The 26633-nt window shown below is 17.1% G+C and carries 23 protein-coding genes; 16 read left to right on the plus strand and 7 right to left on the minus strand.

What is annotated here, in order from left to right; genetic code table 11:
• The first annotated feature begins 49 nt into the window (after positions 1-49).
• Together dnaN and NARSGI1_RS00010 are read left to right on the plus strand one after the other, a co-directional pair.
• Positions 50-1171: a DNA polymerase III subunit beta gene (dnaN, locus tag NARSGI1_RS00005; RefSeq protein ID WP_130616746.1), complete on the plus strand. Its 1122-nt coding sequence runs from the start codon at positions 50-52 to the stop codon at positions 1169-1171.
• Positions 1172-1178: 7 nt separating this feature from the next.
• Entirely contained in the window at positions 1179-3596 is a 2418-nt protein-coding gene (locus tag NARSGI1_RS00010; protein ID WP_130616748.1) for a DNA gyrase subunit B, read from the plus strand.
• 2 nt (positions 3597-3598) lie between these two features.
• Here NARSGI1_RS00010 and lysS read toward each other — a convergent pair whose 3' ends face one another.
• Genes lysS through NARSGI1_RS00045 form a run of 7 tightly spaced genes read right to left on the minus strand, consistent with a single transcriptional unit; the run spans position 3599 to position 11463 of the window.
• Positions 3599-5056 (minus strand): lysine--tRNA ligase, encoded by a 1458-nt coding sequence (lysS, locus tag NARSGI1_RS00015; protein WP_130616750.1) that lies wholly within the window; start codon positions 5054-5056, stop codon positions 3599-3601.
• Positions 5057-5068: 12 nt separating this feature from the next.
• Complete coding sequence (locus tag NARSGI1_RS00020) at positions 5069-6157, minus strand: peptide chain release factor-like protein (protein ID WP_130616752.1); 1089 nt, start codon at positions 6155-6157, stop codon at positions 5069-5071.
• A 6-nt stretch (positions 6158-6163) separates the two neighbouring features.
• Positions 6164-7765 (minus strand): 30S ribosomal protein S1, encoded by a 1602-nt coding sequence (locus tag NARSGI1_RS00025; RefSeq protein ID WP_130616754.1) that lies wholly within the window; start codon positions 7763-7765, stop codon positions 6164-6166.
• Between the two features lie 21 nt (positions 7766-7786).
• The gene (gene aroA, locus NARSGI1_RS00030; RefSeq protein WP_130616756.1) at positions 7787-9079 is read right to left on the minus strand and encodes a 3-phosphoshikimate 1-carboxyvinyltransferase; all 1293 of its coding nucleotides are present in this window, start codon (positions 9077-9079) and stop codon (positions 7787-7789) included.
• Between the two features lie 29 nt (positions 9080-9108).
• Positions 9109-10374: a serine--tRNA ligase gene (serS, locus tag NARSGI1_RS00035; protein ID WP_130616758.1), complete on the minus strand. Its 1266-nt coding sequence runs from the start codon at positions 10372-10374 to the stop codon at positions 9109-9111.
• 16 nt (positions 10375-10390) lie between these two features.
• Complete coding sequence (locus tag NARSGI1_RS00040; protein ID WP_130616761.1) at positions 10391-10993, minus strand: outer-membrane lipoprotein carrier protein LolA; 603 nt, start codon at positions 10991-10993, stop codon at positions 10391-10393.
• Positions 10994-11004: 11 nt separating this feature from the next.
• Positions 11005-11463, minus strand: coding sequence for a DNA translocase FtsK 4TM domain-containing protein (locus NARSGI1_RS00045; protein WP_172596825.1), 459 nt, complete (start codon positions 11461-11463; stop codon positions 11005-11007).
• A gap of 73 nt (positions 11464-11536) precedes the next feature.
• Between NARSGI1_RS00045 and infA the strand changes: the two genes are divergently transcribed.
• The 14 genes from infA to ftsZ are packed head-to-tail and all read left to right on the plus strand — an operon-like array spanning position 11537 to position 26628.
• Entirely contained in the window at positions 11537-11746 is a 210-nt protein-coding gene (gene infA / locus NARSGI1_RS00050) for a translation initiation factor IF-1 (protein WP_130616765.1), read from the plus strand.
• On the plus strand, positions 11747-12679 hold the full coding sequence (gene rsmH / locus NARSGI1_RS00055) for a 16S rRNA (cytosine(1402)-N(4))-methyltransferase RsmH (RefSeq protein WP_130616767.1): 933 nt from the start codon (positions 11747-11749) through the stop codon (positions 12677-12679).
• 9 nt (positions 12680-12688) lie between these two features.
• Complete coding sequence (locus tag NARSGI1_RS00060) at positions 12689-12982, plus strand: cell division protein FtsL (RefSeq protein ID WP_130616769.1); 294 nt, start codon at positions 12689-12691, stop codon at positions 12980-12982.
• Positions 12982-14613, plus strand: a complete 1632-nt coding sequence (locus tag NARSGI1_RS00065) for a penicillin-binding transpeptidase domain-containing protein (RefSeq protein ID WP_130616771.1) — start codon at positions 12982-12984, stop codon at positions 14611-14613. Before NARSGI1_RS00060 ends, NARSGI1_RS00065 begins: the two co-directional genes overlap by 1 nt.
• 1 nt (position 14614) lies before the next feature.
• Positions 14615-16093, plus strand: a complete 1479-nt coding sequence (locus NARSGI1_RS00070; RefSeq protein ID WP_130616773.1) for a UDP-N-acetylmuramoyl-L-alanyl-D-glutamate--2,6-diaminopimelate ligase — start codon at positions 14615-14617, stop codon at positions 16091-16093.
• Positions 16081-17457 (plus strand): UDP-N-acetylmuramoyl-tripeptide--D-alanyl-D-alanine ligase, encoded by a 1377-nt coding sequence (murF, locus tag NARSGI1_RS00075; RefSeq protein ID WP_130616775.1) that lies wholly within the window; start codon positions 16081-16083, stop codon positions 17455-17457. Before NARSGI1_RS00070 ends, murF begins: the two co-directional genes overlap by 13 nt.
• Positions 17458-17463: 6 nt before the next feature.
• The gene (gene mraY, locus NARSGI1_RS00080) at positions 17464-18474 is read left to right on the plus strand and encodes a phospho-N-acetylmuramoyl-pentapeptide-transferase (protein ID WP_232513718.1); all 1011 of its coding nucleotides are present in this window, start codon (positions 17464-17466) and stop codon (positions 18472-18474) included.
• A gap of 1 nt (position 18475) precedes the next feature.
• Entirely contained in the window at positions 18476-19822 is a 1347-nt protein-coding gene (gene murD, locus NARSGI1_RS00085; protein ID WP_130616777.1) for a UDP-N-acetylmuramoyl-L-alanine--D-glutamate ligase, read from the plus strand.
• A 5-nt stretch (positions 19823-19827) separates the two neighbouring features.
• Positions 19828-20991, plus strand: coding sequence for a putative lipid II flippase FtsW (gene ftsW / locus NARSGI1_RS00090; RefSeq protein ID WP_130616779.1), 1164 nt, complete (start codon positions 19828-19830; stop codon positions 20989-20991).
• Complete coding sequence (locus tag NARSGI1_RS00095; RefSeq protein WP_130616781.1) at positions 20963-22027, plus strand: UDP-N-acetylglucosamine--N-acetylmuramyl-(pentapeptide) pyrophosphoryl-undecaprenol N-acetylglucosamine transferase; 1065 nt, start codon at positions 20963-20965, stop codon at positions 22025-22027. The genes ftsW and NARSGI1_RS00095 overlap by 29 nt, the downstream gene beginning before the upstream one ends.
• The gene (murC, locus tag NARSGI1_RS00100) at positions 22024-23430 is read left to right on the plus strand and encodes a UDP-N-acetylmuramate--L-alanine ligase (protein ID WP_130616783.1); all 1407 of its coding nucleotides are present in this window, start codon (positions 22024-22026) and stop codon (positions 23428-23430) included. Before NARSGI1_RS00095 ends, murC begins: the two co-directional genes overlap by 4 nt.
• 8 nt (positions 23431-23438) lie before the next feature.
• Positions 23439-24167 (plus strand): cell division protein FtsQ/DivIB, encoded by a 729-nt coding sequence (locus NARSGI1_RS00105; RefSeq protein WP_130616785.1) that lies wholly within the window; start codon positions 23439-23441, stop codon positions 24165-24167.
• A gap of 38 nt (positions 24168-24205) precedes the next feature.
• A complete protein-coding gene (gene ftsA / locus NARSGI1_RS00110) occupies positions 24206-25471 on the plus strand; it encodes a cell division protein FtsA (protein ID WP_130616787.1) in 1266 nt (421 codons plus the stop codon).
• Between the two features lie 26 nt (positions 25472-25497).
• Positions 25498-26628, plus strand: coding sequence for a cell division protein FtsZ (gene ftsZ, locus NARSGI1_RS00115; RefSeq protein ID WP_130616789.1), 1131 nt, complete (start codon positions 25498-25500; stop codon positions 26626-26628).
• Positions 26629-26633: the final 5 nt, after the last annotated feature.

Genomic DNA, 26633 nt, shown 5'->3' on the forward strand with positions numbered 1-26633 from the left:
AATAATAATATCATAAAATTAAATATTATATTAATTTTAGTAAAAAAAAATGAAACTATGTGTAGATAGAGATATTCTTATAAGATCACTAAAATATATAAGTAGTATAATATATTATACTCAAAATTTAGATATAATTAAAAATATATTATTAATAATAAAAGATAAAAATTTAAAAATAATTGGTACTAATTTAGAAATTGAAATAAGTATTAATATTCCTTTATTAGAATGTAATAAAAATGATAAGTTTTTAGTTTCTATTAAAAAATTATTAAATATATGTAAAGTTACAAAACCTAAAACATTTATATATATAAATAAAGAAGATAATTTTTTATTAATAAATTTTAATAGATCTAATTTTAATATTTTAACATTAAGTAGTATAAATTTTCCTATATTTAATGAAAGCAAAATAAAATTAGAAATATGTATATCAAAAAATACATTAATTTTATTAATAAAAAAAACTCAATTTGCAATGGGTAATAATGATATAAGAAGATATTTAAATAGTATATTTTTTGAAATTTATAATAATAAAATAATTTCTGTTGCTACTGATGGTCATAGATTATCTTCTTACAAGGTAAATATAAATAACGGACCTGAAAAAAAAATTAGTATTCTTTTATCTAGAAAAGTTGTAATTGAAATATATAAATTATTAAATAATTTAGATAATTTATATGATAATATAAATATATATATATGTGAAACTAATATATGTATTATAATTAATAATATTAAATTTTTATCATTAATTATGAATAATACTTTTCCTAATTATATTAATATAATATTAGAAAATAAAAATAATTTTATAATAATAAATAAAGAAAATTTAAAAAATTCAATATTAAGAGTTTTATCTATATCTGATAATAAATTTTGTTGTATAAAGTTAAAAATAAATAAAAATAATTTAATTATAAAATTATCTAATTCTTATAAAGAGAAAGCAAAAGAAATTATAAATATAAATGATTCTAGTAATATTAAAAGTGATTATGAATTTGGTTTTAATTCAAAATATATATTAGATGTTTTACATATATTAGAAAGTGATAAAATAAAAATACATTTTTCTGATAATTTATCTTCTATAAGAATAGAAGATATAAATGATATTAATAGTAATAATATTATCATGCCAATAAAATTATAAAATTAAAATGAATAATTATGATTCATCAAGTATTAAAATATTAAAAGGTTTAGAAGCAGTAAGAAAACGTCCAGGTATGTATATAGGAAATACTTATGACGGAACTGGATTACATCATATGTTTTTTGAAGTTATAGATAATTCAATTGATGAAGTATTATCAGGATATTGTACAGAAATAAATGTAATATTATATGATGATAATTCAATATCAGTAGAAGATAATGGTAGAGGTATACCTATTGATATATATAAAGATGAAAATATATCATCTGCAGAATTAATTATGACCACATTGCATTCTGGTGGAAAATTTGATAATTTGTCATATAAAATTTCTGGAGGATTACATGGAGTAGGTATTTCTGTAGTTAATGCATTATCAAAAAAATTAAAATTGCAAGTATATAGAAATAATAATATATATGAACAAAATTATATTTTTGGAAATCCTGAAGATAAATTAAATATAATAGGAAAAACTAATAAAATAGGAACATTTATAAAATTTTTACCTGATAATAATATTTTTTTAAATAATAATAAGTTTCAATATAATATAATTTTTGAAAAATTAAATGAATTATCTTTTTTAAATCCTAATTTAAATATAAATTTATATTATGAAAAAAAAGATTTAAAATATAATTTTAATAATAAAGATGGTATAAAATCTTTTATAAATGAATTATCAAAAAATAAAGTATTAATAAATCAAAAGATATTTTATTTTAAATCAAATAAAAATGATATAAGTATTGAAGTTGCATTACAATGGATAAATGGTACAAATGAAACTATATATTGTTTTACTAATAATATAAAACAAAAAGATGGTGGTACTCATTTATCAGGATTAAAATCATCAATAACAAAAACAATAAATTCTTATATAAATAAAGAATTAATAAATAAAGTAAAAAATATAAGTATTATAGGAGAAGATACTAGAGAAGGTATATTAGGAATAATATCATTAAAATTTTCTAATCCAAAATTTTCATCTCAAACTAAAGATAAATTAATATCATCAGAAATAAGATCTATAATAGAATCTATTATATCAGAAAATTTAATGGAATTTTTATTAGAAAATATAGATGATGCAAAACATATATTAAATAAAATAATACAATCAGCAAGAATAAGAGAATCTACAAAAAGAACTAAAGATATAATAAGAAAAAATATACAAAATAATAATGAATTATTTAATTTAGTAGGAAAATTATCAAATTGTCAGGAAAAAAATCCTATTTTATCTGAATTATATTTAGTAGAAGGAGATTCGGCTGGAGGGTCTGCTAAACAAGGAAGAAATAGAAAAAATCAAGCAATCCTTCCTTTAAAAGGGAAAATATTAAATGTAGAAAAGGCTAGTTTTGATAAATTAATTTCTTCTAAAGAAATATTATCATTAATAACTGCTTTAGGATGTGGTATAAATAAAAATGAATTTAATATAGAAAAATTAAAATATCATAAAATTATAATAATGACTGATGCTGATATTGATGGCGCTCATATAAGAACATTACTATTAACATTTTTTTACAGATATATGCCTGACTTAATAAATAAAGGTCATATATATATTGCTCAACCTCCATTATATAAAATAAAAAAAAATAAATTTGAAAAATATTTAATTAATAATGATGAATTAGTTTATTATCAAATAAAGTTATCAATTAAAAATTTATTATTTATAAATATAAATAATGAAATATTAGATAAAGAATATGTAGAAAATATATTATTAGATTTTTATAAAATAATAAATATAATAAAAAAATTATTATATAAATTTTCTAATTTTATTTTAGAATGTTTACTATATTTTGAATATATATTAGATATAAAATCATTAGACGAATATGAAAAATTAAATGAATGGTCAGATAAATTTATTAAATTTATAAATTTAAAAAGTAACAGTAAATATTATAATTATTATATAAAAAAAAATTTAACATTAAATAATTATGAAATAATTATAGTAGAAAATATTAATAATATTTCAAATAAATATATAATAAATCATATATTTTTAAATAGTAATGAGTATAATTTATTTACTTTATTTAATAAAAAAATTTATAATAAAATTATAAAAGGAGAAATAATAGTTAAAAATTTAAATGATAAGATTTATTTTAAAACAATAAATTATTTATTAAATTGGATAATTGAAAAATCATATGAAGAAATATATATACAAAGATATAAAGGGTTAGGGGAAATGAATCCTAAACAATTATGGAATACAACTATGAATCCAGATAATAGACATATGTTAAAAGTTATTATAAAAGATAATAAAACAGTAAATGAATTATTTTCTATATTAATGGGAGATTTAGTTGAACCAAGAAAAAATTTTATAGAAAAATATTATGTATTTGCTGATAATATAGATATATAAAATTATTTATAATGTATTGTTGGAAACAATATCACATCTTTTATATCATCTGAATTAGTTAATAACATTATTATTCTATCTATACCTAATCCTAATCCTGCTGTTGGAGGTAATCCGTATTCTAATGCTTCTATATAATTAAAATCGTATTTTTTATTTTTTTTATATTTTAATTGATCTTTAAACCTGTTTAATTGATCTTCGGAATCATTTAATTCTGAAAAACCATTACCTATTTCTACACCACATATAAATAGTTCAAATCTATCTGCTATTTTTTTATTTGAATTTTTTCTTCTTGATAAAGGAGATACTTCTATTGGATAATTTAAAATAAATGTAGGATTTATTAATTTATTTTCAACGCATTTTTTAAATATTTCTAATTGAATTTTTCCTAATGAAATGTTATTTATATCATTACAAATATTTAACCCAATTGATTTTGCAAATTCAATACAAGTATTAATATTATTAATATTTTTTTTACTTATATTAGTAAATATACATATAGATTCTATTAAATCTAATTTATTGAATGATTTACTAAAATCTATTATATTATTTTTATATTTTATTGTATACTTGTTAAAAATTTTTTTACATAAATATTTAAATAAATCTTGTATTAATTTAATTAAATGATCATATTTAGAATATGACATATATAATTCAATCATAGTAAATTCAGGATTATGATTTTTAGATATACCTTCATTTCTAAAATTTTTACTTATTTCAAATATTTTATTAAATCCACCTATAATTAATTTTTTTAAATATAATTCAGGTGATATTCTTAAATATAATTTTTTTTTACTAAAATTTATTTTTGTACAAAATGGTCTTGCATCAGCACCTCCTGGTATTGATTGTAATATAGGAGTTTCAACTTCTATAAATTTTTTTTTAATTAAAAAAATTCTTATTTCATTTATTATTTCAAATCTTTTTAAAAAAATATATCTAGATTCTTTATTTGAAATTAAATCTAAATATCTTTTTTTATATAAAATCTCATTTTTTTTTAATCCATGAAATTTATCTGGAAGAGATTTTAAACATTTTACTAATAATATTATTTTTTTAGCTTTTATAGATAATTCATCAGTTTTGGTTCTAAATAATATTCCTTTTATCCATATTATATCTCCTATATCTAATAATTTGTCTTGATATACATATTCTTTATGATTTATTTCAGAAACAGAAATATATATTTGTATAGATTCATTTATATCTTGTATTTTTATAAAAGTTAACTTTCCTATTTTTCTTCTATATATTATTCTTCCAGAAACATTAACTGTTAAATTAATTATTTTTAATATTTCTTTACTTTTATCTTTATATTTACTAATTAATAATTTTAAATCTTTAGATTTAAAATTATTAGGAAATAAATTTTTATTTTTACTATTTAATAATTTATTTTTTCTTATTAATAATTCATTTTTCATATTTTAAAATAATTATCTATATAATAATTTTAAATTTGGAATTATAAATATATCTAATTTACCATTTAATATAGAATTTATATTATTTGTTTTAATACCAGTTCTTATATCCTTTATTAAAGAATTATCTAAATAATATGATCTTATTTGATTACTCCAACTTATATCAAATTTTGATTTTTCAATATTTTTATTTTTTATATTTATTTGATTATCATTAAATGATTTTACTTTTTTTTTTAATTGATTTAAAGCATGTTCTTTATTTATATGTTGAGATCTATAATTTTGACATTGAACTACTATTCCTGTAGGAATATGTGTTAATCTAACTGCAGATTCTGTTTTATTAACATGCTGACCACCTGAACCAGATGATTTATAAAAATCAACTTTAACATCTTTTATATCAATATATAAATTTTTATTAATATTTATTTTAGGATATACAAATATAGAGCTAAATGAAGTATGTCTTTTATTAGAATTAAGTAAATTTTTTTTTATTAATCTATGTATTCCATTTTCTGTTTTTAACCATCCATATGGATAATATCCATATATTTCTATAGATTTTAATTTTATACTATTATTTATGTTCCCTAAAGATTCATTTATTATTTTATATTTTAAATTTTTATTTTCAAAAAATTTTATATACATTTTAAATAATATATTAGACCATTCTTGTGATTCATCCCCTCCTGATCCTGATTTAATATTCATCAGACATGGTAAATTATCATTATTTTTAAATAAAAAATATATTTCAATTTCATTAAATTCTATAATAATATTTTTTATATTTTTTTCTATTATTAATAAATAATTATTTTTATTATCTTTTTTATATATATCAAATAAATTATTTATATTATTTATATAATTTATATAGTTTTTATAAAATGAAATTTTTTTTTTTAATATTTTTTTTTCTTCATTTAGTTCAAAAAAACTAATATTATTTTTATTTTTTAATTTATCAATTACTTCTTTATATAAATATTCTAATTTTTTAATATCTATTTTTTTTAATATAATATCTATATCTTCTATTAATTTATTAAATTTATTATTTAGTTCATTAATTTTATAACTCATTAATAATTATTTTTTTTTAGCTAATTTAAATGCTTCTGTCATTACATTAGAAAAATTAGAATTTTTATTATAAATGCATAAATCTACATTTCTATTTTTTTTATCAAAATTAATTATTTTTACGTTTATAATATCATTTTCTTTTAATTTATTATTTTCAAGTTTTAAACTTCCATTTATATTATTATTTAATTTTACTAATACTATATTATCTTTTATACTTATTACCTTTCCATTTAATATATTACCTTTTTTATTATTTAAAATAAACTTATCAAAAGGATCTTCTAATTGTTTTAGTCCTAATGAAACTCTTTCTTTTTCTTTATCTAAATTAATTATATAAGATATTATTTTATCTCCTTTTTTGTACTTATTATTTATATAATCTATAGATACATCATTCCATGAAATATCTGTTATATGTATTAAACCATCTATTTTATCATCACAAACTTCTACAAATATTCCAAAATCTGTTATAGATTTTATTATACAATATACTTTATCAGATATTTTATATTTATTAATAAATGTTTCCCATGGATTTATACTACATTGTTTCATACCCATAGATATTCTTCTTAATTTAGTATCAATATTTAATATAGTTACATCTACTTTATCTCCTATTTTTACAAATTTATAAGGATTTAAATTTTTATTTTTCCAACTCATTTCTGAAGTATGAACTAATCCTTCTATCCCATCCTCTATTTCAACAAAGCATCCATAATCTACTAAATTAGTAACATTACCTTTAAATTTATATCCAACAGGGTATTTATTTAATAAGTTATCCCATGGATCTTCTGTTAATTGTTTTAATCCTAAAGATATTCTTAATTTTTCAAAATCAAATTTTAATATTTTAATACTTATCTCTTCTCCAATTTTTAATACATCAGATGGATGTTTAATTCTTTTCCATGATATATCAGTTATATGTAATAATCCATCTATTTTACCTAAATCTATAAAAGCTCCATAATCAGTTATATTTTTAACAACTCCTTTTAATATATCATTTATTTTTAATGATTTTATTACATTTAATCTTTCATTATTATTTTCTAAATCTAATATAGCTTTTCTAGAAAGAACTATATTACTATTACTTTTGTCTATTTTGATTAATTTAAATTCTACTTTATTATTTTTATTAAATTCAAATTCTTTAAAGAAATTTATTCCTACTAATGATCCAGGTAAAAACGCATTTATATCTTTATTAAATATTTTTACTGTAAAACCTCCTCTAACTTTTTCATTTACATATCCTTTTATTGATAAATTATTTTTATATATATTATCTAATAATAACCATGTTTCGTGTAATTTTGCTTTAGATCTTGATAGAACAGTTTCTCCCTTTCCATTATCTATACTTTCTAATAGAAAATTAACTTCATCATTTAAATTAACTTCTATATTATCATCTTCATCATAAAATTCTTTTATATCTATAAAAGATTCAGATTTTAAATTAGAATCAACCATTATATAATTTTTATTTATAGATAATATTTTACATTTAATTAAATCTCCACATTTAAATTTATTATTACTTTTATATTTATTAAATATAGAAATAAAAGATTCTTTCATTTTATTATTTAATTTTAATTTTTAATGTATAATTGATTTTAAACATTCAAAATAATTAGGAAATGTTTTATTTACACAATCAGGATTCATTATATCAATTTTAATGCCAGATAAAGGTATTAAAGAAAAACACATTGCTATTCTATGATCATCATATGTATCTATATTTGCATATCTAAATTTATTAGGAGGTTTTATAGATATAAAATCTTTACCTTCTATAATTTCAGCGCCTATTTTTTTTAATTCATTGGACATAGCAGATAATCTATCTGTTTCTTTTAATCTCCAATTATAAATATTTCTAAAAATAGATATTTTTTTATCATTAACAAATAAAGATAAAATAACTGCTGTCATAGCAGAATCAGGTATATCATTTACATCTGCATCTATATTTTTTAATAGTTTAGAACTATTATAAGATTCTATAAAATTATCACCAAATTTTATATCACCTCCCATTTTACTTATTAAATTAGTAAAATTTATATCACCTTGTATACTTTTTGATCCTACACCAAAAACTTTAACAGGTCCTGATTTTATAGCACCAGCTGCTAAAAAATAAGATGCACTTGTTGCATCTCCTTCTATATAATATTCTTTTGGTGATATATAGTTAGATTTTCCTTTTATGTAAAATTCTTTATAATCTTTATTTATAATATTTATTCCAAAAGATTTCATTATAGATAAAGTTATATTAATATATGGTTTAGAAACTAAATTATTATTTATTTTTATTAAACTATCATTATAAGCTAATGGAGAAACTATTAATAATGATGTTAAAAATTGACTAGATATATTACCATTTATAGTTATTAAACCTCCTGAATATCCACCATTTATATTAATTGGAGGAAAATTTTTATTTTCTAAAAATTTTATATTCGCCCCCCCCATTCGTAATGATTCAACCAAATCTCCTATTGGTCTTTCTTTCATTCTATTATTCCCAGTTATAGTTATATTATTATTTATTCCTAAAGATAATATAGATGTTAAAAATCTAATTGTAGTTCCTGAATTACCTATAAATAATTCTACATTTTTTTTATTTATAATAGATTCTTTATTTCCATATATCTCAATTTTATTACTACTTACTTTATTTATTTTTATTCCTAATATTTTTAATGATGAAATCATATAATTAACATCATCGCTATCTAATATATTAGATAATATTGTTTTTTCATTTGTAAGAGCTGATATTAACAATGCTCTATTTGATATACTTTTTGATCCTGGTAAGTTTACAGAACCATAAATTTCATTAATAGGATTAATAGTTAAAATATTATTCATAATATTACATTTTATTTAAAATTTTATAATTATATATATATCTTATTAAGATATGGTATTAATACATTTGGAATTCTAATTTTATTATTATTTTCTTGATAATTTTCTATAATAGAAGCTAAAGTTCTATTTACTGCTAATCCAGATGCATTTAAAATATGTAAAAATTCTTTTTTATTATTTTTTTTATATTTTAATGATATTCTTCTAGATTGAAAATCTTTTGTATTTGAACAAGAAGAAACTTCTATATATGAATTATTATAAGGAAACCACGCTTCAATATCATATGTTTTACATGAATTAAATGGAGTATCACCTGAACATAATAATATTCTTCTATATGGAATTTCTAGTAATTTTAGTATATTTTCTGCATCATTAGTTATTTCTTCTAATGCATTATCAGAATTGTTAGGATCAACTATTTGTATTAATTCTACTTTGTCAAATTGATTTAATCTTATTAATCCTTTTTTATTTTTACCATAATATCCATATTCTGATCTAAAACATTGACTATATGATACTAATTTGATAGGCAAATCTTTAAAATTTATATTTTTATTTCTAAATAAATTAATTAATTGCACTTCTGATGTAGGTATTAAAGCTTTATCTGATTCTGAGTTATTTTTTATATAAAAAATATCTTTATTAAATTTAGGAAGTTGACCAGATCCATATAATGATTTAATATTAGAAATTAATGGAACATATATTTCTTTATATCCATTTTTATTATGAACATCTAACATAAAGTTAATTAAAGCTCTATTCATTAGAGCAATATTATCTTTTAATACTACAGTTTTTAATCCTGATATATTTAAAGATGATTTAAAATCTAAACCATTATTAATATATCCTAAAGAAATATGATCTTTTATAACAAAATTAAAATTTTTTATATATCCATATTTATATATTTCAACATTTTTATTTCCATATATATCTATTGGAACATCATTATCTATTAAATTAGGTATTTTAAGTAAAAATTCATTTAATTTATTATTAATTTCTATAAACTTAATTTTTAATTTAGATAATATTTTTCCTATTTCTATAGATTTTTTTATTAAAAATTCTATATTTTTATTTTCATTTTTTAATATTCTTATTTCTTCTGAAAGAATATTTTTTTTTTTTCTTAAATTTTCTATATTAATTTGTATATTTTTTTTATTTAAAAAAAAATTTTTAAAAAATTTTATATTTAAATTAAAATTTCTTTTTTTTAAATTTTCTAAAATATAATTACAACTATTTAAAATTAATTTATAATCTATCATTCAAAATTCTTAAATATTAATCAATTATAACATTCTCTGGTAATGATAAATCAAACAATTTATCTGATAATTCATCATAATCATGATTTTTTAAAACAAAATTAATATATTTTTTTTTACTTAAAAAAATTTTAAATTCATTTATAACGCCTTCTTTATCTATATTTATAATAAAATTATTATATTTTATTTTATTTTTAGGAAATATAAAAAATGTATCCTTATCTCTAAAAATTCTAAAATTTTTCCAAAAATTAGAACTACTATTTAATAGTATTTCTAAAATTACATTATTTATATCAAATAATTCTCTTTTTATTGCTATATTCATAGAAGGATTATAAAATAATATTTCTACTCCATCAGTTACTACTATACTTTCAATTGGTCTAATTACATGAAATTTAAACATATTTGGTCTTTTTATATATAAGTAACCACTTCCTATATTTATATCATTATTATTTTTGTTTATAAATTGATTAAATTCAGATTTAAAATTATCTATTTTAAATATTCTATTTCTTAAAATAGCATCATCTGATGCATAGGCAACATAAATATCATTAAGAAGTACTAAAATTAATAAAGTAACTACAGTAATTTTTATACTTTTCATTTTAATTAAAATTATTTAAATGTTAATTTAATACTAATTATTAATAATATTATATATAATTCAGAAATATAAAAAATATTATTAAAATAATATTTTTTATGTAAATCTAATATCATATATCCTATAATCCCTCCTGATCTAATTTTATTATATGAACTAAATAAAATTTCAGATAATAAACAAGAAGAAATTAATAATAAAATATTACCAAAAATTTTAATTAATAATTTATAAAAAAAATCAAATTTATTATTATTATACTTTGGATAAAAAAATAATATTAAAGGTATAATATACATAGGAAAACCAAATATTAAAAATAATATATCTGAAATATTTGATCCTATTTTTCCTCCAAAATTTAGTATTTTATTATTATTAAATGTTAATAAACTAGAATCATTATAATTATAACTAAATATTATTAAAAATAAATATAAAATAAATAATTTATATATAAAATTTAACACTATAATATAAAAAAAAATTAATAAAATATATAAAATATTATATATTATTTATTAAATAAATAACAGTAAAAGAATGAAGAATAATATAGAAATGAAAGGAATAGTTATAAATACATTACCTAATATGAAATTTAAAGTTAAATTAGAAAATGGAAATATAATAATAGCTTATATATCAGGAAAAATAAGAAAAAATTTTATAAAAATATTAATAGGAGATAAAGTTACTGTAGAAATAACTCCATATGATTTAAGCAAAGGAAGAATAATATTTAGAAATTAAATGAATAAATTACATAATCCAGTAATGGTTAATGAAGTAATAGATAATTTAAATATAAAAAATAATAGTATATATTTAGACGCAACATTTGGAACAGGAGGTCATACAAATGAAATATTAAAAAATATAAGCAATGATAGTAAATTGATATCAATAGATAAAGATTATATGTCATTAAAATTATCAAAAAAAATTAATGATAATAGATTTGAATTTATAAATTGTAGCTTTTCAGAATTATATAATATTCTTTACAAAAAAAAAATTTTAGGAAAAATAAATTGTATACTAATAGATCTTGGATTATCTATGTATCAAATAAAAAATTCAGGAAAAGGATTTTCTTTTATGAAAGATGAAAAAATAGATATGAGAATAAATGATTCTTATGGAATAAGTGCTTATTCATGGTTAAAAAAGGCATCAATTAATAATATAACATATGTATTAAAAAATTTTGGTGAAGAGAAATATGCAAAAAAAATAGCAACAGAAATAATAAAAAGAAGAAATAAAAATATTTTTTTTAATAGCACAAAAGATTTAGCTAATATAATTTCTTATATTAAAAGAAATAAAAGAACTAGAATTCATCCTGCTACAAAATCATTTCAAGCTATAAGGATATATATAAATAATGAATTTTATGAATTAAATAATATATTAAACAATATTAATAATTTTTTATCAAAAAATGGGATTTTATTAATAATAAGTTTTAATTCATTAGAAGGTAGAATAATAAAAAATAAATTTAAAAATATAGAAAATGATTTTTTAAAAAAAATTCCATTTAATAATAATGAATATAATATATTTAATAAAAAATTTAATAATATTAAAATGATAAAAAAAATAAAACCTTCAAAAGAAGAAATTAATAATAATATTTCGTCTAGAAGCGCAATATTAAGAATTTTTAAAAAAATTTAATTTCATAATATGAAAAATAATTTATTTTTAATAATTCTTAAAGATTTATGTAACAAAACAATATTATTAATAATATATTTTATATTTATATCTGTTTTAATTTTAAATACTAATTTAAAAGTAAAAAAATTAAATAATATAAAAAAAGAATTGATAGATAAAAATTTTAATTTAATAATAAATTTTAATAAATTAAAAACAAAAAAGTCTATACTTTTAAATAGAAATAGAATAGAAAAGATATCTATAAATATACTAAATATGAACTATATTAACAATAATAATATTAAAATATTAAAATAATGAATGAAGATAATAAAATTATAATTTTATTGATAATAATAGTTAATTTAATTATTATTATTTCTAGAATAACATTCTTACAAATATTTAATAATAAATTTTTAAATAATAAAGGAAATTCTATTTCATATAGAAAATATGAAAAAATATTACCAAGAGGAATAATATATGATAGAAATAATAAAGTATTAGCGGTAAGCGTATTAACTAAATCTATATATATTAATTCATATTTATTAAATAAAAATATTAAAACAGATGCATTAAAAAAAAAAATATTTAAACTTTCAAATTTATTATCATTGAATTTTAATAAATTAATTAGAATAATAAATAAAAATTCAAATAAAAAATTTTTATGTTTACTAAAAAATGTAAATAATGATAAGTTAATACAATCTATAATAAAATTAAATATAAAGGAATTATATATAAAAAATGAATATATAAGATATTATCCATATAAAGAATTTACATCAAACATAGTTGGATTAACTGATATAGATAATATAGGAATAGAAGGGATTGAAAAAAAATTTAATAATATATTAAATAACTATAATAAAAATTTTTTTCATAAAGACAAATTTGGAAATATTATAGAATATAAAAATAAATATAATAATTTCATAAATAAAGATATAGTATTAAGTATAGATGAAAAAATACAATCATTTGCATTTAATAAAATGCATGAATATATATTATCAAATAAATCTAAATATGGAATTATAATATTAACTAATATTAAAACTGGTGAAATATTGGCAATGGTTAACTATCCATCTTTTGATCCCAATAATAGAAAATTTAATACTAATTTTGTAAGAAATAGATCAATAACTGATTTATTTGAACCTGGGTCTATAATAAAACCATTAGTATTATTAACTGCATTAAAATATGGAATTAATGAAAATATAAAAATTGATACAACTCCATACAATGTAAATGGTTATGAAATAAAAGATTCTTTTAAAAGTAATGAATTATCAATGTCTAATATACTTTCAAAATCTAGTAATACAGGTATATCTAGAATAGCATTATCTATACCTTTTAAATTAATAGTTGATTGTTATAAAAATTTTGGAGTAGGTCAATTAACAAATATAGAGCTAATAGGAGAAAATAAAGGATTTTTACCCAAAAAAAGAAATTTTAGTAAAATAGAAAAAATAATATTATCATATGGATATGGATTAATGTTAACACCAATACAAATATCTAAAATTTATTCTATTATAGGTAATTTTGGAAATTATAAACCTATTACTATATTAAAAAGAAATAATAATAATATAAAAGAAAAACCAATTTTTGAAAAAAAAATAGTTAAAAAAATAATAAATATGATGGAAAAAACAACGTATAAAGGAGGAAGCGCAACTAGGGCTTTAATTGAAGGATATAAAATAGCTGTAAAAACAGGAACTGTTAAAAAAATAGTTAATAAAAAATATGTTAATAAATATATTTCATATATTGCAGGTATTGCTCCAATTGATGATCCAAAATTTTCTTTATTAGTAATGTTAGATGATCCAGGATTTAAAGAATATTATGGAGGATTAGTTGCAGCTCCTATATTTAAAGAAATAATGAAAGAAGCTTTAAGATTAAATATTTAATATGAAAAATTTTAGAATAAGAAAATTACTAAGTAAATGGATAGATAATAGAATTCCTGACATTTTAATATCAAATATAGTGTTAGATAGTAGATTAGTTAATTTTAATTGTGCATTTTTTGCTGTTATAGGGTATAAAAATGATGGTAGAAAATATATAAATAAAGCTATATCAAAAGGAGCATCTATAATAATATCAGAAACTGATGATATAAATTTACATAATAAAATAAATTTTATTAATAATATATGTATAGTTTTATTTTATTTATTAAGAAATAATTTATCTGAAATAGCTGGATTGTTTTATAATAATCCATGTAAAAAAACTAATATAATATGTATAACTGGCACAAATGGAAAAACCACTATAACATTTTTAACATCACAGTTATTAAAACTTTTAAATAAAAATTGTTCATTAATAGGAACATTAGGGAATGGAAAATATGATAATTTAATAAAAACTGAATGTACAACAGATTCTCCATTTGATATATATAAAGAAATATATAATAAAGTAAAAGAAAAAAATGAATTTATATTAATAGAAGCTTCATCTCATAGTTTATATCAAAACAGAATAAAAAATTTAAATATAAAATTAGCTGTATTTACAAATATATCACATGAACATTTGGATTTTCATAAAAATATGAAAAATTATAAAGAATCCAAACTTAAATTATTTAAAGATCATAATGTAAATTTTTCTATAATAAATTATGATAATGAATTTGGAAAATATTTATATAATTTACTTAAAGATAAATGTTATATATTAACATATAATAAAAATGTATTTAAAGAAAAAGTATTAAAAATTATTAATATAAAAATTTTTAAAGAAAATAGTATAATTATATTTGAAAAAGATTCTAATATTTATAAACTAGATAGTAAATTTTGTGAAATCTTTAATATAAATAATTTACTAATTTCATTACTTATACTAAATTTTTTTAAATTCCCAATGGAAAATACATTAAAATTAGTAAATTTTTTAAAACTTCCATGTGGAAGATTAAACTCTACAAAATATAATGATGTAGAAATTATAGTAGATTATGCACATACTCCAGATTCTTTTAATAAAGTTTTAAAATCAATTAAAAATAGATGTATAAATAATTTATGGTGCATATTTGGATGCGGGGGAGAAAAAGATAAAAAAAAAAGAAAAATAATGGCTAAAATAGTAAATAAATACTCAAATTTTTCTATTATAACTACTGATAATCCAAGAAATGAAGAAATTAATAATATAGTTAATGATATAAAAAAAGGATTTAATAAATCTAATTACAAAGTTATATTAGATAGAGAAGATGCTATAAGATATTCAATAAAAAATTCTTATAAAAATGATATTATTTTAATATTAGGAAAAGGTCATGAAGATTATCAAATAATAAAAAATAAAAAAATATTTTATTCTGATATTCATTTAGTTAAAAAAATAGTAAAATGTTTGAATTAAATTTATATAAAATATCTGAAATAGTGAATGGTGAATTATTAAATTGTAATAAAAATATATTAATATTAACATATTCAATTAATTCTAGAGAAATAAAAAATAATTGTATATTTATAGCTTTTAAAGGTAAAAATTTTGATGGTCATGAATTTATACAAGATTCAATAAAAAATGGCGCTAAATCAATAATAGTATCTAAATTTGTAAAAAATATAAATATTCCTCAAATAATAGTTAAAGATACATATTTAGCATTAAAAAATATTGCATCTTATATAAGGAAAATTTCAAAATCATTTTTTATATCTATAACTGGATCTTGTGGCAAAACTACTGTTAAAGAAATTTTATATAATATAATAAATAATTATTCAAATAATATAACTTATACATATAAAAATAATAATAATAATATAGGTGTTATATTAACAATATTAAATATTAAAAAAACTGATAAATATGTAATTATAGAAGTAGGAGCTAATACTCCATATGAAATTTATGAATCAATAAAAATAATAAATCCAGATTTAATATTAATAAATAATTTATATATATCACACTTAAAATTTTTTAAAACATTTGAAATTCTATCAAACTCAAAAGGAGAAATTTTTTATGGATTAAAAAATAATGGAAGAATATTACTTAATTATGATAATAATAATTGGGATAATTGGAAATATCTAAATATTAATATAGGTAAATCACCATTATTTTTTTCATTAAATTATAATAAGAATGTAGATTTTTATGCAAGTAATATAAATTTAAATAAATTTAAATCAAATTTTGTTTTAAATACTCCTATTGGAAATAAAATAATTGAATTTAATATATTAGGAATCCATAATATATATAATATATTAGCAGCAAGTTCATTATCTATAATTTCTGGAATAAATTTAGAATGTATATATAATGGAATAAAAAATTTTAATGGTGTTATAGGAAGATTATATCCATATTTTTTAAGAAATAATGAGATAATATTAATAGATGATAGTTATAACGCAAATATGGGATCTATATATACTGCTATAAAAGTATTAGAAAAAATGCCTGGATATAAAATTTTTGTTATAGGTGATTTAAATGAACTAGGATGTGATGAAATTAAATATCATATAGATATAAAATTAAATATTAAAAATAATAATTATAATATAAATAAAATTTTTAGTTTTGGTAAATTGTCTAAATTTATAACTAATGGTAAAAATCATTTCTATGATAAAAAAGATCTATTTAATAGTATAAAAAATATATTTAATGAACATAAATATATATCAATTTTAATAAAAGGATCAAGAACTAATCTCTTAGATGAATTAGTAAATAATATATTATTTTTATTTAAATAAAATAAAATGTATAAGAATATAACTAAAATATTATTTAGTATTTTAACTTCTTTTTTTACATCTTTAATATTAGTTAAATTTATTAAATTTATATTAAATAAAAAAAAATTTTTTCAATATATAAGATATGAAGGACCAAAAAGTCATTATATAAAAAAAAATACCCCAACTATGGGAGGGATATCTATAATTACATCTATTTTAATAAATTTATTATTTTATACTAAAATTAATAAAAATATATTATATATTATAATAAGTTGTTTATTAAACTCGATTTTAGGATTAATAGATGATGTTATAAAGATTTTAAATAAAAAAGATGGTATTTATCCTAGATATAAATTACTATTTCAAATAGTATTATATTATATAATAATAAATAAATTAAAAATAAATAAAAAAGTAATATTTATACCTTTCTATAAAAAAAAATATGTAAATATAAATAAATTCATATATTATTTAATATCTTTTTTTACATTACTAGGAAGTATAAATTCAGTAAATTTAACAGATGGATTAGATGGATTAATATCTGTAATATCAATATTTATATTAACATTATTAATTATAATATCATTTATATCAGAAAATTTATATTTATCTAAATATTTTAATATAATACATATACCTAATAATAACATATATACTATATGTTCAATAACTATAGGGTCAATAATAGGATTTTTATGGTATAATTCATACCCTTCTGAAATTTTTTTAGGTGATGTTGGATCGTTATCTATAGGATATTTAATAGGATTAATACATATAATATTTAGAAAAGAGCTTTTATTATTAATATCAGGTTTATTATTAATAATAGAATCTTTATCTGTGATAATACAAGTATTTACTTATAAATATTTTAACAAAAAAAGAATATTTCTTATGTCACCTATACATCATCATTTTGAATTAAAAGGTATTCATGAATCTAAAATATCATTTAGATTTTGGATATTATCATTTATATTATTTATAATATCAATATTAGCAATAATGAAAAAGTAAAATGAAAAATACATATAAAAATAAAAAAGTAACTATATTTGGATTAGGAAGAACTGGGTTATCATTAATAGATTTTTTTAAAAATAAAAAATCTAATATAAGAGTTATAGATTTTAAAAATAATCCAAGATATATAGATTTTGTAACAAGAGATATAGATGTATTTTTAGGAGAAAATAATAATGAGATTGATAATATAATAAAAAGTTCTGATTTATTAGTTATAAGTCCAGGTATAAATATAAAATTGGATAAATTAAATATAGCGAGAAAATTAGATATAGAAATATTAAGTGATATAGATATATTTTGTAAAGAAATAAGTCCATTAAGTAATTTAATAGCTGTAACAGGTACTAATGGTAAAAGTACAGTTGTAAATTTAGTTTATTATATGTTAAAAAAACATGGATTAAATGTAGCTTTAGGAGGTAATATAGGAACTCCAGTATTATCTTTATTAAATAAAAAATATGATTATTATGTTTTAGAAATGTCTAGTTTTCAATTAGAAAATATAAGTAATATATTTAAAACAAAAACATCATCAATATTAAATATTACTCAAGATCATTTAGATAGACATAATAATTTTGAAGAATATAAAAATATAAAATTAAAAATATTTGAAAATTCATCTAATTGTATATTTAATATTGATGATATTAATACTTATCCATTAATTAAATTTAATAATTCTAAATATATAAGTTTTGGACAAAATAAAGGAGATTATTTTATAAAAAATATAAATAATAATAAATTCTTATTTAATAAAGATGAAAATATAATTAATTGTTCAGATATAAAAATTAATGGAATGCATAATTATATAAATTCTTTATCTTCTATATCAATAACAGATACAATTGGTATTAGTAGAGAATCTCAAATATCTGTATTAAAAGAATTTAAAGGTTTAAATCATAGGTTTCAAACTATAAGTAATAAAAATAATATAGAATGGATAAATGATTCTAAATCTACTAATGTAGATAGTACATATATAGCAGTTAAAAATATAATTAATTATAAAACATTACATCTTATAATAGGTGGAGATAAAAAATCATTAGATTTTTCTGATTTAATGAAATATCTAGATAGTTTAAAAAATATAAAAATATATTGTTTTGGAAAAGATGGAGAATATATATATAATTTTATTCCTGAAAAATCATTTTTATTCGAAACTTTAAAAGAATTATTTAATTTTTTAATAAAAAATACTAAATCTGGAGATGTAGTGTTATTTTCTCCTGGCTGTTCTTCATTAGATCAATATAAAGAAAGAGGTTTTGAACAGAGAGGGGATGAATTCATTTCATTAGTAAATAGCATTAATTAATAAATATGTTTTATATAAAAAATAATAATAATTTATATGATAAAAAACTATTTAATATATTTTTATTTTTAATATCTTTTGGATTTATAATGATAATATCATCATCTATGCCTTATGGATATAAATTATCTAAAGATATTTTATTTTTTGTAAAAAAAACTATATTAATAATATTATTAATATTTATATTATCTCCTATAATACTAAATTTACCTATTAAAATATGGAATTATTATTCGTTTCATATTTTATTATTAAATTTAGTATTATTATTAATATCTTTGATTTTAGGTAAAAAAATAAACGGCTCTAGAAGATGGATAAAATTAGGAATATTAACAATACAACCTTCAGAATTAATAAAATTTACGTTAATAAATTATTTTTCCAGTTGTTTATCTAATTATATTAAAGGTGAAGATAATAAATTATGTAAAATAGAATACTTTTTTTTATTTTTTTTTATTATATTATTATTATTATTATTTCAACCTGATATAGGTACATTTTTAATATTATTATTAACTATATTAAGTGTACTTATAATATTGAATATAAATATAAAACGTATATTTTATATATTACTTGTATTTTCTTTTTTTATAAAAAAAATTTTAAATAAAAAATATATATTAATTAGATTAATAGCATTTTTAAATCCATGGAAAGATCCATTTAATAGTGGTTATCAATTAATTCAATCTTTTATTTCATATGGAAGAGGTGGGATATTCGGCAGGGGTTTAGGTAATTCTATACAAAAAATGAATTATTTACCTGAATCTTATAATGATTTTATATTTTCAATAATATCTGAAGAATTCGGATATTTATTTTCATTAACTATAATACTATTAATATTTTTTATATCTATTAAAGCTATACGTATAGGTAATGAATCAATTAGACTTAATAATATATTTGAAAGTATAATATCTTATTCTATAGGGATATGGATAAATATACAAACTAATATGAATATAGGAACAGCAATAGGTATAATACCAACTAAAGGTATAACTTTACCACTTATAAGTTATGGAGGTTCTAGTTTATTAATTACTTCTATATCTATATTTATTTTAATAAGAATAGATTTTGAAAATAAATTAAAAAGTAAATTTCAAGTTATAAATAAAAATGAAAAAAAAAATAATTATAACTACTAATGGAAGTGGAGGACATATATTTTCTGGTTTAATAATAGCTAATGAGTTATTAAAACAAAATTTTGATGTATTTTGGATATATAATGATGATGGAATAGTTTTTTTAAATATGAATATTAATATTAAAATAAAAAAAGAAAAGATATCTATAAAAAATTTTAGAAAATTATCTATAATTAATAAAATATTTTTTCCAATAAATTTATTAATATCAATATTTGAATCAATTTTAATAATATTAAAAATAAAACCTGATATTATATTAGGTATGGGTAATTATATATCATTACCAGTATGTATATCAGGTTATATATTTAATATACCTATAATAATACATGAACAGAATTCTATATTAGGAACTACTAATTATATTTTAAAAGGATTTGCTAATAAATTATTAAAAGGGATTGATTATAATGATAAAAAATATATTATTACTGGAAATCCAATAAATAATGATATTTTAAATATAAAATGTTCTTATAATAAATATTTAATAAAAAAAAAAAAAATAAATATATTAGTAATTGGAGGAAGTAAAGGTTCAAATTTTATAAATGAAAATATACCTTTATTAATTAATAAATTATCAAATTCAGTTAATATATGGCATCAAGTAGGTATAGGTAATAAATTTAAAATAATAGAAAAATATAAATATTTAAATATATGCAAATATTTATATTCTATAGATGAATTTATATATAACATTTATTATTCATATAAATGGGCTGATATTATAATAAGTAGATCTGGTGCTTTAATAGTAAGTGAGATAATTTATGCTAAATTACCAGCAATATTTATACCGCTTAATAGTAAAGATAATCATCAATATTTTAATGCATTAAAATTAGAAGAGATAGGAGTTGCTAAAATTTTTAATCAAAATGATTTTAATATAAATTTAATATATAAATATATATTAAATTTAATAGAAAATAATAAATTACTTTCTATGCATAGAAAATTTAAATATATAAATATTGGAAATCCAAATAATAATATTATAAATGAGATAAAATCACTAATATGAATAAAACTATTTTAAAAAATATAAAAAATATACATTTTATTGGAATAGGAGGGATAGGGATTGGAGGTATAGCAGAAATTTTATATAAGGAAGGATATAATATAAGCGGTTCTGATATATCAAATAATTATATAACAGATAAGTTAATAAAATTAGGAATTAATATAAATTATCATAATAAAAATAATATATCTAATACTATAGATATAGTAGTACCATCTAATTCAATAAAACAAGATAATATTGAAATATTAGAATCAAAAAGATTAAATATACCTATAATAAATAGAGGTGAAATTTTAAAAGAAATTATGAGATATAGGCATGGTATATCTATATCAGGATCTCATGGTAAAACTACTACAACGTCAATATTAATAGATATTTTTATTAAAAATAAAATAGATGTAACATTTTTGAATGGGGGATATTTAAAAAATAATGAAAATATAAATTTGGGAAAAAGTAATTATTTTATATTAGAGTCAGATGAAAGCGATTTATCATTTTTATACTTAAATCCAATATCATTAATAGTAACTAATATTGATAATGATCATATAAGAAATTATGAAAATAATTTTAATAATATATTGAAATCATTTTTAAGATTTATAAATAATATACCATTTTATGGAAAATCAATATTATGTATAGATGATATAAATATAAAGAATATTTTAAATAAAGTAAAATCTAATTTTATAACATATGGATTTGATAAAAAATCTGATATTCAAATAGAAAAAATAAATAAATTAGATTTAAATTATAGTTCATTTATATTAAAAAATAATTTATGTAATTATAGTATTGAAGTTATATTAAATAACATTTCTGGTAAATTTAATATATTAAATTCAGTAGCTGCTATATCTTTATCATTAATAGAAAATATAGATATAGATATTATACTTAAATCTTTAAGAGAATTTAAAGGTATAAATAGAAGATTTGAAATAATTAAAGATAAAAAAATAATAGAAAAAATAAATAATAAAAATTTAAATAATATAGATATAATAAGTGATTATGGTCATCATCCTAATGAAATACTAAGTATAATAAATAATATTAGAAATATATTTTTAAATAGAAGATTAATTATGATTTTTCAACCTCATAGATATACAAGAACATATGATTTATTTAGTGATTTTATTAATGTTTTATTAAAAGTTGATATTTTAATATTAGTAGATATATTTTCAGCAGAAGAATCAAATACATTTAATATTAGTAGTTATGATTTATATATAAATATAAAAAAAAAAAATAGTAATATTGTATATTATATAAATAATAATGAAATTTTATATATATTAAATAAAATTTTATTAAAAAATGATGTATTTTTAATACAAGGCGCGGGTTCAATAAATAATATAATTAATAGTATTTAATAATATTTATGGATAATTTTTTTTATATAAAAAATAAAAATAATAATATTATTTTTAGAAAAATAAGTATATTTTTATTATTAATATTTAATTTTTTTATTATATTTTTTTTTTTTAAAAAAATTAATATTTTATTAAATAAAAAATACATATTTATACTAGAAATTAATAATTTAAATTTTATAGAAAATTCATATATAAATAATATTTTAGATTTAAATATTAAATATAATTTTATAAATTTAGATATATTAAATATAAAAAAAAAAATAGAAAAAATTTATTGTATAAAAAAAATAATAATAAAAAAAAAATATCCTAACACATTATATGTAAATATATTAGAATATAACCCATTAATTAGATTAAATTATAGTAATTTATTTATCGATAAAAATTTAAATATATTCAGTATATTAAAAAATATAGATAATATACCAATATTAATATCTAATTATATAGATATAAAAAAAATAAATAATTTTATTAAAATAGAAAATAAATTACTTAGTATTAAATTAAATATTAATTATATAAAAATTAGTAAAAATAATTCATGGTCTATTAAAACTAAAAATAATATAATTTTAAAATTGGGAAAAAAAAACATTATTAATAGATTAAATAGATTTGTTACTTTTTATAATTTAATTATTAATGAATCTAAATTATTAAATAAAAGTATAGAATATATAGATTTAAGATATAAAAATGGATTTTCAATAAAATGGATTTAAATTTTATTAAAATTTAATTTAAGTAAAATTTAAAAAAAATGATTAAAAAAGATTCAAAATTAAAAAATTTAGTTGTAAGTCTAGAAATAAGTTCATCAAAAATAATATCTTTAATAGGAGAAATTTTAGTTGATAATACTATAAATATAATAGGAATTGGGAGATGTAAATCAAATGGAATAGATAAAGGTAATATAGTAGATTTAGAATCAGTAACAAATTCAATAAAAAATTCAATAAATCAAGCTGAATTAATGTCTGATTATAAAATATCTTCAGTATATTTATCTATATCAGGAAAAGATATAAATTTTCAAAATGAAACTGGATTAATTACATTAAATGAAAATAGTGATATAACACAAAATGATATTAATAATGTAATTAAAAATGCCAGTTTAGTTAAATTAAAAGATCATCATAAAATAATACATATAATTCCTCAAGAATATATAATAGATAAAAAATATGGAATAATAAACCCAATAGGGTTATCTGGAATAAAATTAAAAGTAATAGCTAATTTAATAACATGTAGTAATGATACTATAAAAAATTTAGTTAGAATAGTTGAAAGATGTAATATAAAAGTGGATAAGTTAATATATTCTGGTTTATCATCTAGTTATTCAGTATTAACGAATGATGAAAAAAAACTTGGAGTATGTTTAATAGATATGGGTGGAGAGACAATAGATATAATAATATATATAGATGGTATATTACGTTTAATAAAAGTTATACCATATGCAGGAAATTTAGTCACTAATGATATATCATATGCATTTAATATATCATCTTCATACGCTGATTTATTAAAATTTAAATATGGTACTTTATCAGAATTATCATCTAATAATGATGATACAGTTAATATACCTAATTTTAATGATTTAAATATAAAGAAATCAATAAAAAAAAAAGAATTATATAAAGTTATAAAATCAAGATATATAGAATTGTTTAATTTAATAAATAATGAAATTATTAATTTACAAAATAAATTAATAAGAGGAAAATATAAATATTTTTTAAGTGCAGGTATAGTTATTACAGGTGGTTCATCAAAAATAGATGGTATATTAAGTTGTGCATATAAAATTTTTAAAAAAGAAGTTAGGATAGGATATCCTCAAAATATAGTTGGATTAACTGATTATGTTCAATTACCAGATTATTCTACTTCTGTAGGTTTATTGCATTATGGAAAATTATGTAATAATTTAAATAAACCTGATTATAGTAATTCTATAACTAAAATTTTAATAAAAAAATGTGAGAAATTTTTAAAAAAAATAATTTAATAGTGTAATAATTTTAAGGTGATTTTATGAGCAGTAATGATTTAGAATCATTAAATGATGCTGTAATAAAAGTTATAGGTATTGGTGGTGGAGGAAATAATGCTATAGAATATATGTCTAAAGAATATATTAGTGGAGTTAATTTTTTTGCTGTTAATACTGATGCTCAGGCATTAAGAAAAATATCAATAGATAAAAAAATACAAATAGGTAAAAATATAACTAAAGGATTAGGGGCTGGATCTAATCCAGAAATTGGTAAAAATGCAGCTGAAGAAGATAAAGAAATTTTAAAATCAATATTAGAAGGATCTGATATGGTATTTATAACAGCAGGGATGGGAGGGGGTACTGGTACAGGAGCTTCTCCTATAATTGCAGAAATAGCTAAAGATTTAGGTATATTAACAGTAGCAATAGTTACTAAACCTTTTAGTTTTGAAGGTAAAAAAAGATCATTATATGCTAATCAAGGGGTTTTATCATTATCTAAATTTGTTGATTCATTGATAGTTATACCTAATGATAAATTATTAAAAACTTTTAATAGAGGCGTTTCATTATTAGATGCATTTAGTTATGCTAATAATATATTAAGAAATGCAATACAAGGTATATCTGAATTAGTTACAAAACCAGGATTAATAAATGTAGATTTTGCTGATATAAGAACTGTTATGTCAGAAATGGGATATGCTATGATAGGAACAGGATCTTCTAAAGGAGAAAATAGAGCTGAAGAAGCTACAAAAATAGCAATATCTAGTCCATTATTAGAAGATGTAGATTTATCTGGAGCAAAAGGAGTTTTAATAAATATATCAGCAAATTTTGATTTAAAATTAGATGAATTTGAATTAATAGGAAATTCAATAAGAAAATTTGCTTCTGAAGAAGCAACTGTTGTTATAGGAACATCATTAGACTCAAGTATGAGTGATGAGATAAGGGTAACTATAGTCGCCACGGGGATTCAATTAGATAAAATATCAGATATTAATATAATATATAAAAATAAAAATATTTTTTCAAATGAAAAACCTTTTATACAGCAAAATAAAAATGAAAATAATTTTAAAAATTTAAAAAATAATAATTTAACAGATAATTTAGAATATTTAAATATTCCTTCATTTTTAAGAAACCCTATTGATTAAAATTA

The organism is endosymbiont of Sipalinus gigas (genome assembly GCF_004296475.1).
In the GTDB taxonomy this organism is placed as follows: Bacteria; Pseudomonadota; Gammaproteobacteria; order Enterobacterales; family Enterobacteriaceae; genus Nardonella.